Raw genomic sequence first — 12337 nt, forward strand, 5'->3', positions numbered from 1 at the left:
GGCCGTGCCGGGTCCGCCTGGCAGCTTGCGGCAAGGCCAGAAAACTCGCTGAACGCTGCCAGGTGAGTCGAACGAGTTCAATCGTGCGGCGGTCGGCCTGTTGCCGGTTTTGCCATGTTCCCACTGCCATCACCGTCGAGAACAGCTGACGCCTGAGCGGCGCCATCAAAGGCCTTGCCAGGTCGCTCGGTCGGGGCAGCGCAGCAGCTTGGCTGTGATCAAGAAGGCAGGGAAGGCGTGCGCGCCGCGTTGCCGATGCGAATCAACGCTAACGGCATAGGCTGTCGGAAAACTTTACACCTCACTGGCATAAGATCTTGGCCTGGATTGCAAATACCCATTAAATCCGTAGCGTTTTATGGATGGCACGTAGTTTGCTTACCTGAACGCGACTGGCGCTCATGGATCGGTCGGTAGTAGTTAATCATCAACTTCTTGTGGAGGAATCCCTCATGCGTACCTTGCTGTCTTTTGCCGTTCTGCTGTCTGCCGCGATGCCCGTACTTGCGGATCCTATCCCTGTTTCCGAACCGGAATCGCTTTCCCTGATCGCCCTGGCCGGGGTTGCAATGGCCGTTGCTCTGTTTCGCAAACGCTGAGATGAACCGGGGCGCCGCAATCGGCGCCCCTTCGTCGTACCGGATGACATCGTTGGACTTGTTCTGGTAAGCGGCATGAGGTGGGCTCCGCAGTGGCTTGGCGGGGCTTTCCTTTGTTCAAGATAGTCGGGCTCTGGGAACTGCTGCCGACGAGTCTCAGACCAGCGCGCAAAAAATAGGTGGTCCGGCCCGCGTCAGGTGTTAACCGACGCGCGTTATAAGCCCGTCGCCAGGCAGCTCGTGAACGGAAGCTTTGGAATGCCTTGGCGCTCTACAGCACGACCAGCATCAGCATTTTTTAGGCATCTCTTTACAGGAGTTTGACCATGCCCGCCTATACGCCCCCGTCATTGAATATCAAAGTCACCGCGCCTGGCCTGTTGGGTTTGCCGAGTTATCTGGATACGACGATCATCTCGTCCACGCAGCCATTCGTTTATCCGACTAACTCGGTCTTCGATTCGTGGTGCGTGAACCGAAATGCGCCCATTTCGGTGCCGGGGACTTACGGGGCGTACGCCTATTCGAGTTATGAACTGGGATTGCTCAGCGTAACCATTCCAGGCATTGGCAACTTCGCGGGGCTGGACAACGTCAACTGGTTGCTGAACAACCTCAAGCCGAGTGCTAACCTCTATAGCGACACCATTAACCAGAAGCTTTACACCGGGATTCCGTACTACAACGTTACCGGCGTCTCTGGAGATTTCACCTACGGCGACGTCCAGCAGGCTATCTCCAGCCTTCTCGGGCAAGGTACGCCAACCGGCGTGTTGATTGGCAGCTGGGACCCGGAGCGGGTTGCCGCCATTGTCGGCCGGGCTACCGTGGACGGTAACGGCTTTGTGCCGGACGTGACCGACAGCTTCTCGGATAATGACAAGATTGCCGTTGTCTTGGATACCTTCCTTGATTCCAACAACAACGGCGTTCGGGACAACAGTGAGCTATCTCACCAACCGCTGGTGATCACGGTCCAATCGGCAGCGTTGGGCGACTTCGTTTGGGATGACTTGAATGGCAATGGCATTCAGGACGAGGTAGGAACTGGCATCGCAGGCGTCACCGTCAACCTTGTGCGAGACTTGAACGGCGACGGAGACTTTCTGGATCCAAACGAAAAGCTGGCAACAACGACCACGGATGCTTCGGGCTTCTACAAATTCATCGGCCTGACACCGGGGTTGTCCTACCAGGTGGAATTTGTCAAGCCGGTAGCCTACATCAGCTTCACCACGGCCGACACCACCGTCGATACCGCCGATAGCGACGCCAATGCTCTGGGCGTGACACCGATCGTGATCTTGGCGCCAGGTGAATACAACCGGACCATTGACGCGGGCTTGATCAAACCGGCCAGCCTGGGCGACTACGTCTGGGTCGACGCCAACAATGATGGCCAGCAGAACGATGGTCCGGCCAGTGGCCTGAACGGTGTCACGGTCAATCTCTACACCGGTGCTGGCGTTTTCGTCAGCACCACCGTCACCGCCGACAAGGCCGGCCAGCCGGGCTACTACCTGTTTGCCGACCTGATCCCGGGTGACTACAAGGTCGAGTTCGTCAAACCGGCGGGTTACGTCTTTGCCCAGCAGGACCAGGGCGCCGACGGCAGCGATAGCGACGCCAACCCCGGCACAGGCATGACCATCGTCACCACGCTGACCTCCGGCGAGAACGACCTCAGCTGGGATGCCGGGCTGGTCAAGCTGGCGGCACTCGGCGACCGCGTGTGGATCGACGACAACGCCAACGGCGTGCAGGATGGCGGCGAAGTCGGCAAAGCCGGCGTCACCGTCGAGCTCTACACCTGTCTGAACAATGCGCCGGGCGCGCTGGTCGGCACCCAGCTCACCGACAGCACCGGCAACTACCACTTCACCGGCCTGCTGCCGGGCGACTACATCGTCAAGTTCATCGCCGCCGACGGCTCGGTGCTGAGCACCGCCAACGTCGGTAACGACGCTCTCGACTCCGACGCCGGCGCGGGCGGCCTGACCGGCTGCTACACCCTGGCCCCGGGCGAGACCAACGACACCGTCGATGCCGGCTACTACCAGAAAGCCAGCCTCGGCGACTACGTCTGGGTCGACGCCAACAATGATGGCCAGCAGAACGATGGTCCGACCAGTGGCCTGAACGGTGTCACGGTCAATCTCTACACCGGTGCTGGCGCTTTCGTCAGCAGCACCGTCACCGCCGACAAGGCCGGCCAGCCTGGCTACTACCTGTTTGCCGACCTGATCCCGGGTGACTACAAGGTCGAGTTCGTCAAACCGGCGGGTTACGTCTTTGCCCAGCAGGACCAGGGCGCCGACGGCAGCGATAGCGACGCCAACCCCGGCACAGGCATGACCATCGTCACCACACTGACCTCCGGCGAGAACGACCTCAGCTGGGATGCCGGGCTGGTCAAGCTGGCGGCGCTCGGCGACCGCGTGTGGATCGACGACAACGCCAACGGCGTGCAGGATAGCGGCGAAGTCGGCAAAGCCGGCGTCACCGTCGAGCTCTACACCTGTCTGAACAATGCGCCGGGCGCGCTGGTCGACACCCAGCTCACCGACAGCACCGGCAACTACCACTTCACCGGCCTGCTGCCGGGCGACTACATCGTCAAGTTCATCGCCGCCGACGGCTCGGTGCTGAGCACCGCCAACGTCGGTAACGACGCTCTCGATTCCGACGCCGGCGCGGGCGGCCTGACCGGCTGCTACACCCTGGCCCCGGGCGAGACCAACGACACCGTCGATGCCGGCTACTACCAGAAAGCCAGCCTCGGCGACTACGTCTGGGTCGACGCCAACAATGATGGCCAGCAGAACGATGGTCCGGCCAGTGGCCTGAACGGTGTCACGGTCAATCTCTACACCGGTGCTGGCGCTTTCGTCAGCAGCACCGTCACCGCCGACAAGGCCGGCCAGCCTGGCTACTACCTGTTTGCCGACCTGATCCCGGGTGACTACAAGGTCGAGTTCGTCAAACCGGCGGGTTACGTCTTTGCCCAGCAGGACCAGGGCGCCGACGGCAGCGATAGCGACGCCAACCCCGGCACAGGCATGACCATCGTCACCACACTGACCTCCGGCGAGAACGACCTCAGCTGGGATGCCGGGCTGGTCAAGCTGGCGGCGCTCGGCGACCGCGTGTGGATCGACGACAACGCCAACGGCGTGCAGGATGGCGGCGAAGTCGGCAAAGCCGGCGTCACCGTCGAGCTCTACACCTGTCTGAACAATGTGCCGGGCACGCTGGTCGGCACCCAGCTCACCGACAGCACCGGCAACTACCACTTCACCGGCCTGCTGCCGGGCGACTACATCGTCAAGTTCATCGCCGCCGACGGCTCGGTGCTGAGCACCGCCAACGTCGGTAACGACGCTCTCGATTCCGACGCCGGCGCGGGCGGCCTGACCGGCTGCTACACCCTGGCCCCGGGCGAGACCAACGACACCGTCGATGCCGGCTACTACCAGAAAGCCAGCCTCGGCGACTACGTCTGGGTCGACGCCAACAATGATGGCCAGCAGAACGATGGTCCGGCCAGTGGCCTGAACGGTGTCACGGTCAATCTCTACACCGGTGCTGGCGCTTTCGTCAGCAGCACCGTCACCGCCGACAAGGCCGGCCAGCCTGGCTACTACCTGTTTGCCGACCTGATCCCGGGTGACTACAAGGTCGAGTTCGTCAAACCGGCGGGTTACGTCTTTGCCCAGCAGGACCAGGGCGCCGACGGCAGCGATAGCGACGCCAACCCCGGCACAGGCATGACCATCGTCACCACACTGACCTCCGGCGAGAACGACCTCAGCTGGGATGCCGGGCTGGTCAAGCTGGCGGCGCTCGGCGACCGCGTGTGGATCGACGACAACGCCAACGGCGTGCAGGATGGCGGCGAAGTCGGCAAAGCCGGCGTCACCGTCGAGCTCTACACCTGTCTGAACAATGTGCCGGGCATGCTGGTCGGCACCCAGCTCACCGACAGCACCGGCAACTACCACTTCACCGGCCTGCTGCCGGGCGACTACATCGTCAAGTTCATCGCCGCCGACGGCTCGGTGCTGAGCACCGCCAACGTCGGTAACGACGCTCTCGATTCCGACGCCGGCGCGGGCGGCCTGACCGGCTGCTACACCCTGGCCCCGGGCGAGACCAACGACACCGTCGATGCCGGCTACTACCAGAAAGCCAGCCTCGGCGACTACGTCTGGGTCGACGCCAACAATGATGGCCAGCAGAACGATGGTCCGGCCAGTGGCCTGAACGGTGTCACGGTCAATCTCTACACCGGTGCTGGCGCTTTCGTCAGCAGCACCGTCACCGCCGACAAGGCCGGCCAGCCTGGCTACTACCTGTTTGCCGACCTGATCCCGGGTGACTACAAGGTCGAGTTCGTCAAACCGGCGGGTTACGTCTTTGCCCAGCAGGACCAGGGCGCCGACGGCAGCGATAGCGACGCCAACCCCGGCACAGGCATGACCATCGTCACCACGCTGACCTCCGGCGAGAACGACCTCAGCTGGGATGCCGGGCTGGTCAAGCTGGCGGCACTCGGCGACCGCGTGTGGATCGACGACAACGCCAACGGCGTGCAGGATGGCGGCGAAGTCGGCAAAGCCGGCGTCACCGTCGAGCTCTACACCTGTCTGAACAATGTGCCGGGCACGCTGGTCGGCACCCAGCTCACCGACAGCACCGGCAACTACCACTTCACCGGCCTGCTGCCGGGCGACTACATCGTCAAGTTCATCGCCGCCGACGGCTCGGTGCTGAGCACCGCCAACGTCGGTAACGACGCTCTCGACTCCGACGCTGGCGCGGGCGGCCTGACCGGCTGCTACACCCTGGCCCCGGGCGAGACCAACGACACCGTCGATGCCGGTTACTATGAGAAAGCCAGCCTGGGCGACTACGTTTGGGTCGACGCCAACAATAACGGCCAGCAGGACGACGCTGCGAGCAATGGCCTGAACGGTGTCACGGTGAATTTGTACACGGGTGCCGGCGTTTTCGTCAGCACCACCGTCACCACCGACAAGGCCGGTCAGCCTGGCTACTACCTCTTTGCCGACCTGATCCCGGGCGACTACAAGGTTGAGTTCGTCAAACCGGCGGGTTACGTCTTTGCCCAGCAGGACCAGGGCGCCGACGGCAGCGATAGCGACGCCAACCCCGGCACAGGCATGACCATCGTCACCACACTGACCTCCGGCGAGAACGACCTCAGCTGGGATGCCGGGCTGGTGCAACTGAAGGCCGGTATCGACATCGAGAAATACGTCCGCGGTGAGTACGTGGACGAGGGTGCAGGCGGAGGTGAAGGGCTGACCCCAGGTTTCTGGAAGACACACTCCAGCTATGGGCCGGCGCCTCTTGCCGGTTGGCCGGAAACGGGCTACGGCCCGAATGACAGCTACGAGACCATCTTCGGTGTAGACGTGCCGGGCTCACCGAGCTTGTTGGAAGCGCTAGGCTCCGGCGGTGGTGGTGTATATGCCTTGATGCGCCACTCCACCGCGGCGCTGCTGAACGCCGCAAACGGTAATGTCGATTACGCCTACACCAAGGCAGAGATCATTGCCATGACGCAGGCCGCTTTAGACCCGGGTGGCGATATTAGCGGCACCAAAGATCTATTTGCGGCACAAAATGAACTGGGTGCCGACCTCAGCACGCCGGCAGTCGGTGGCACGCTGGTGATAACGCCAGACTACGACGCGGACTTTCCCACGGGACCCATGATTCCCGTGGGTGGTACGGCGGTGTTCACCTACGTGGTGACGAACACTGGCGAGGTCGCGCTGAGCAACGTGCTGGTAAGCGACGACCGTATCCAACACCTGACCTTCCTCGGCGGTGATAGCAACGGCGATCATCAACTGGACGTCAACGAGACCTGGACCTACAGCGCATCGGAAATGGTCGTTGCTAGTGGCCAATATGTCAATACCGGTACGGTCTTTGGCACCGATGCGAACACAGGCCAGACGGTATCTGATGCCGACAAGGCGCATTACATCACCTCGGTTCTGACCGCCAGCCTTGGCGATCGGGTGTGGCTTGACGCCAACGCCAACGGCGTTCAGGACGTCGGCGAGAACGGCCTCGGTGGTGTTGTCGTCAAGCTCTTGGACGCTAATGGCGGAGTTCTTGCTACTGACACCACGGACGGCGACGGAAACTACCTGTTCGATAACCTGGTTCCCGGCGACTACAAGCTCGAATTCGTCAAACCGGCTGGCTACGCTTTCACCCAGCGGGACATCGGCGCCGACGCCAGCGACAGCGACGCCAACGCTGCCGGGATGACCATCGTCACCACGCTGACCAGTGGTGAGATCGACCTCAGCTGGGATGCCGGCCTGGTCAAGCTGAAGGCCGGTATCGACATCGAGAAAACCACGAACGGCCCGAGCAACAGCAACCCGGTCAAGCCTGACTACGATAACGAAGACGCCGCCGACGGCGCTGGTGTTGCCATCCTGACCCCAGGTTCGGTGGTCACCTGGACTTATCAGGTCACCAATACCGGCAACACGACGTTCGCGAAAAGCGATATTGCAATCGTGGACGATAATGGCACGCCGGCCAATGCCGCCGACGACCTCTCGGTGGCCAACGGCAAGATCAGCTATGTATCGGGTGACGTGGGCAACGACAATCTCCTGTCGCCGGGCGAAGCGTGGCTGTACCAGGCCACGGGAACGGTCCAGAACCTGACCAGCACGGGCGCCGACAGCACCTTCAACTTCAACGGCAGCAGTAGCACGGACGGCACCGATGGCAACATCCGGACCTTCACCGCCGGCTCGATATCGGTTCATGCCAGCGCGTTCAGCCGCGACAAAGCCACTGGCGACTGGTCGCAGGCCTGGCTCGGCAGCTACGGCGGCGGGCTGGGAGTGACTGACAACAGCGAAGGCAGCGGCGGCAACAACCAGCACACGGTGGACAACACCGGTGGCCGGGACAATTACGTGCTGTTCGAGTTTGATCAGAACGTGGTCGTCGATTCAGCCTATCTGGGCTACGTCGTCAACGACAGCGACATCCAGGTGTGGATCGGCACGCGCACCAATGCCTACGCCAATCACGATGCCTTGCTCAGCGACGCCGACCTCGCAGCGCTCGGCTTCACGGAACTTAATTCGACGACCTTGAGCAGCGCACGGCTGGCCGATTTCAATAACGGCAATGTCTCGGGCAACGTCCTGGTGATCGCCGCCGACACGACCGACAAGACGCCGGAGGACATGTTCAAAATCCAGAAACTGACCGTTGCGCAGCTGCAGTCAGGTCTCTACGAGAACAATGCGACGGTGACCGCTCCCGGCGCGCCCGGCGATTCCGACCTCGGCCACTACAAGAATCCGGTGGTTCCGGCAACGCCGAAAATCGACATCGAGAAGACCACCAACGGCCCGAGCAACAGCAACCCGATCAAGCCGGACTTCGACAACGAGGACGCCGCAGACGGCGCGGGCGTCGCCATCCTGACGGCGGGTTCGTCGGTCACCTGGACCTATCAGGTCAGCAACACCGGCAACACGACCTTCGCCAGGAGCGATATTGCGATCGTCGACGACAACGGTACGCCCTCGAACGGTGCGGACGACCTCTCGGTGGCCAACGGCAAGATCAAGTACCTGTCCGGCGACGTCGGCAACGACAATCTCCTGTCGCCGGGCGAAGCTTGGCTGTATCAAGCCACGGGAACCGTCCAGAACCTGAGCACGATGGGTGCCGCCAGCACCTTCGACCTCAACGGCAGCAGCAGCACCAACGGCACCGACGGCAACGTCCGGACCTTCACCGCCGACTCGATATCGGTTCATGCCAGTGCCTTCAGCCGCGACAAGACCACCGGCGACTGGTCGCAGGCCTGGCTCGGCAGCTACGGCGGCGGGCTGGGAGTGACTGACAACAGCGAAGGCAGCGGTGGCAACAACCAGCACACGGTGGACAACACCGGTGGGCGCGACAATTACGTGCTGTTCGAGTTCGATCAGAACGTCGTCGTCGATTCGGCCTACCTGGGCTACGTCGTCAACGACAGCGACATCCAGGTGTGGATCGGCACGCGCGCCAACGCCTACGCCAATCACGATGCCTTGCTCAGCGACGCCGACCTCGTAGCGCTCGGCTTCACGGAACTCAATTCGACGACCTTGAGTAGCGCACGGCTGGCCGATTTCAATAACGGCAATGTCTCGGGCAACGTCCTGGTGATCGCCGCCGACACCACCGACAAGACGCCGGAGGACATGTTCAAGATCCAGAAACTGACCGTTGCGCAGCTGCAGTCAGGCATCTACGAGAACAAGGCGACGGTGAGCGCTCCCGGCGCGCTCAGCGATTCCGACCTCGGCCACTACAAGAATGCGGCGCTGGGTAGCCTTGGCGATCGCGTCTGGTTCGACGCCAACGCCAACGGCATCCAGGACGCCGGCGAAACCGGGCTTGCCGGAGTTACGGTCAAGCTGCTCAGCGGCGCCGGAGCTGTCCTGGCAACGCAACAGACCGACGGCGGCGGCAACTACCTGTTCAGCGGCCTCAATCCGGGCGATTACAAGCTACAGGTGGTGGCTCCGAGCGGCTACTTCGTGTCGCCGAAGGATCAGGGTGGCAACGACGCCAAAGACTCGGACTTCGATTCGTCTACCGGCAAGACCGTTCTCAAGACGCTCAACAGCGGCGAGAACGACCTCAGCTGGGACGCCGGACTGTTCAAGAAAGCGTCGGTCGGCGACAAGGTGTGGGACGACATGAACCACAACAATATCCAGGACGCCAGCGAACCCGGTATTGGCGGCGTCAAGGTGAGCTTGATGGATGCGACCGGAAAGAACGTCCTGGCGACGACCACAACCAACAGCGACGGCAACTACCTCTTCAGCAACCTCGACGCCGGTACCTACGTGCTGCAATTCGACAAGACGAACGTCCAGTATTACCAGTACAAGCAGTGGAACAACATGAGCACCTGGAAGTGGGCGGTCAAGGACGCCGGCAGCAACGACGCCATCGATTCGGACGTGGCGGGTGATGCCAAGGTGACGACCAGCGTCAGCAAGACCAGCGCCTTTACGCTGACGCTCGGTCAGAACGATATGACCCGCGACGCCGGCATCACGCCGATCGTCATCGACCTCGACGGTAACGGTATCCAGACGCTCAGCCGCGCCAACTCGGCTGGCAGCTTCGATCTGTTCGGCAACGGCAGCGCAGTGCAGTCGGGTTGGATTTCGGGCGGTGAAGGCTTCCTGGCGGTCGACCACAACGGCAACGGCCAGATCGACGACATCAGCGAGCTGTTTGGCGGTACGGCCAAGGGTGCAGGCTTCGCGCAACTGGCGAGCTACGACAGTAACGGTGATGGCCTGGTCAATGCCGCCGATAGTGGCTTTGCCGATCTGTTGATCTGGCGCGACGCCAACGGCAACCACCAGACCGACGCCGGCGAGTTGCTGACGCTGGCCGAAGCCGGTGTGGCGTCGCTCGACGTTGGCCATAGCGAGCTGCCGTTCCTCGACCGACAGGGTAACGTTCACCTCGAACGCAGCCTGGCGACGATGGCCGACGGTCGCGCGGCGGACATGACCGACGTCTATTTCAACGTCTCGGCCAACGATGCGGCTGCCGCCGGCGTCGTTCTGCCCGAGTTCGCCGATCTGCTGTTTGGCGGCACTCTTGTCGATCTCTCGGCATGGCGTACGACCGACGGTAATGAGCAGGCCGCTGCCACGCTGAGCGGTTTGAGCGTTGACGGTCTGGAAAACGCCTTCCTGGCCGATAGCGGCGTGTCGTTTGAGCACGGCGCCGCGATCTCCGGGGCCAGCGTGCCAGACCTGCCCGACGGCTTGTTCGCGGCCGCGGCCAACGATGCGCTCGACTCGGGATGGTTGTTCGGCTAGCTATGGCTGACGGTCTGCTGGCTCGCTAGCGGGAGAGCCAGCAGACCAGACCGCCGGATCATGGGCAGGTGAGGCGCGCGCGTCGAGCGCGCCTTTTTTTGCGCGCTCGTCGGCGCTGTTGCTGGCCAGCGCCAGGCAGCGACGGGCTCACGAAACGAACGCCTGTTGCTCTAACGCCGTGTCTCGATTACTCATCGACAAGGAAGGACCGCAAACTCGGTGACCGGCAGCGGTTTAATCCGGGCTGCCGTCTTGCTATACTCGACGAGACTCGACGGGGGGCAAGATGAACCGAATCGCCATTATCGATGACAGCGCGATCAATCTGGAGCTGTTCAAGGCTTGGGTAACTAAACTTGCTGATGGTGTGGCGCTTCCTTTTCAGGACGCACCCGAGGGCCTGCGGTGGTGTTCCGAAAACCAGCCGGATCTGGTTATCGTCGACTACCAGATGCCGGCACTCAACGGCCTGGAGTTTATTTCCCGCTTTCGAGACGTCCCCGGTCGTGGCGAGATCCCGGTACTGATGATTACCGCAACTGGAGACAAGAACGTGCGTTATCAGGCGCTGGATAACGGCGCGACCGATTTCCTGACCAAGCCTCCTGACCGCAGAGAGTTCGAGGCGCGGGTGCGGATCATGCTCAAGTTAAATGCCAGCCGCAAGCAGCAGGCCAACTACTCGGCGCGATTGGCTGAGGATATCGATAGAGCCACGGCGGACGTGCGCGCCCGCGAGGAGGAGCTGCTGACCATCCTGTCAGTGGCTGCCGAATATCGCGATCCGGAAACCAGCGCCCATACCAAGCGAATGGCGCTCTTTGCTGAACTGATCGCCGCCGAAATGGGACTTCCTCAGGACGACCTGGATCTCATCCTGAAGGCCGCGCCCTTGCACGACATTGGCAAGATCGGGATCGCTGACGTAATTCTGCTCAAGGCGGGACGGCTGAGCCCGGAAGAGTTCGCGACCATGAAGACGCACGCCAATCTCGGTTATCAGCTGCTTAAAGATAGCAAGTCAGAGATCCTGAAGGCCGCTGCCCAGATCGCTCTTTCTCACCACGAGAAGTTCGACGGTTCGGGTTATCCTGGCGGCCTGGTCGGAACCGCAATCCCGCTGTTTGGCCGGATCGTTGCCGTCGCCGATGTCTTTGATGCGTTGCTATCGGCGCGCCCATACAAGAGTCCGTGGCTGCCCGAGCGCGCCTTTGCCTTCCTGCAGAACGGCGCCAATGGCCATTTCGATTCGAGTTGCGTCGCCGCTTTCCTGGCCCGTCGGGATGAAGCACTCGAGATACGCGCGCGCTTTCAGGACGAGCAGTTTACAGACGATGGTGATTACGATGGTCCATCGCTGTAGCGCAGTGCTGGAGCCAGGCGTGCTGGTGCATCGCAGGTAAAGTTGGTCTTGGCTGGGCAGTGGCACTTGGCGAGGGACAATGGCGTGGACAAGGTGGCCGGTATTGAGCAAGCGATCAACAGTCATGCGCTATGGATGTCACGTCTCCGGCAGGCGATTCTTGATGCGCAATCGTTGATTGACGTCGAAGCAATACGGGCCGATGACCAGTGCGAATTCGGCAAGTGGTTGTATGGCTCGCGCTTGTCGGATGGCGATCGGGCAAGCCGTTATTACCAGGAGGTGAACCGACTGCACGCCGAATTTCACCAGGCGGCAGCGCGGGTCATCGAGCTGGCGGCGTCGGGCAAGACCCGCGATGCTTATGAACTGCTCTACGGCGACTACATCACCATGTCCGGGCGATTGGCCATCGCCATGCGTGCCTGGCGCGACCAGCTACGCGCTACCGTGCAGTGAGG

The 12337-nt window shown here is 62.0% G+C and carries 4 protein-coding genes; all 4 read left to right on the top strand.

Translation table 11 applies throughout. The features are described 5' to 3' along the window. Window positions 1–452: 452 nt before the first annotated feature. A complete protein-coding gene (locus QZ656_RS03460) occupies window positions 453–599 on the top strand; it encodes a hypothetical protein (protein ID WP_291992059.1) in 147 nt (48 codons plus the stop codon). Between the two features lie 326 nt (window positions 600–925). Beyond that, complete coding sequence (locus tag QZ656_RS03465; RefSeq protein ID WP_291992060.1) at window positions 926–10513, top strand: SdrD B-like domain-containing protein; 9588 nt, start codon at window positions 926–928, stop codon at window positions 10511–10513. 286 nt (window positions 10514–10799) lie between these two features. Then, window positions 10800–11876: an HD domain-containing phosphohydrolase gene (locus QZ656_RS03470; RefSeq protein WP_291992061.1), complete on the top strand. Its 1077-nt coding sequence runs from the start codon at window positions 10800–10802 to the stop codon at window positions 11874–11876. 84 nt (window positions 11877–11960) lie between these two features. Next, window positions 11961–12335 (top strand): CZB domain-containing protein, encoded by a 375-nt coding sequence (locus QZ656_RS03475; protein WP_291992062.1) that lies wholly within the window; start codon window positions 11961–11963, stop codon window positions 12333–12335. Window positions 12336–12337 lie beyond the last annotated feature (2 nt).

The sequence above is a fragment of the Candidatus Accumulibacter sp. ACC003 genome, assembly GCF_907163085.1.
GTDB lineage: Bacteria > Pseudomonadota > Gammaproteobacteria > Burkholderiales > Rhodocyclaceae > Accumulibacter.

Excerpts from the sequence above, each read along its gene's own strand:
- QZ656_RS03460 (WP_291992059.1), top strand. The coding sequence starts at position 453 with ATGCGTACCTTGCTGTCTTTTGCCGTTCTGCTGTCTGCCGCGATGCCC.
- QZ656_RS03465 (WP_291992060.1), top strand. The coding sequence starts at position 926 with ATGCCCGCCTATACGCCCCCGTCATTGAATATCAAAGTCACCGCGCCT.
- QZ656_RS03470 (WP_291992061.1), top strand. The coding sequence starts at position 10,800 with ATGAACCGAATCGCCATTATCGATGACAGCGCGATCAATCTGGAGCTG.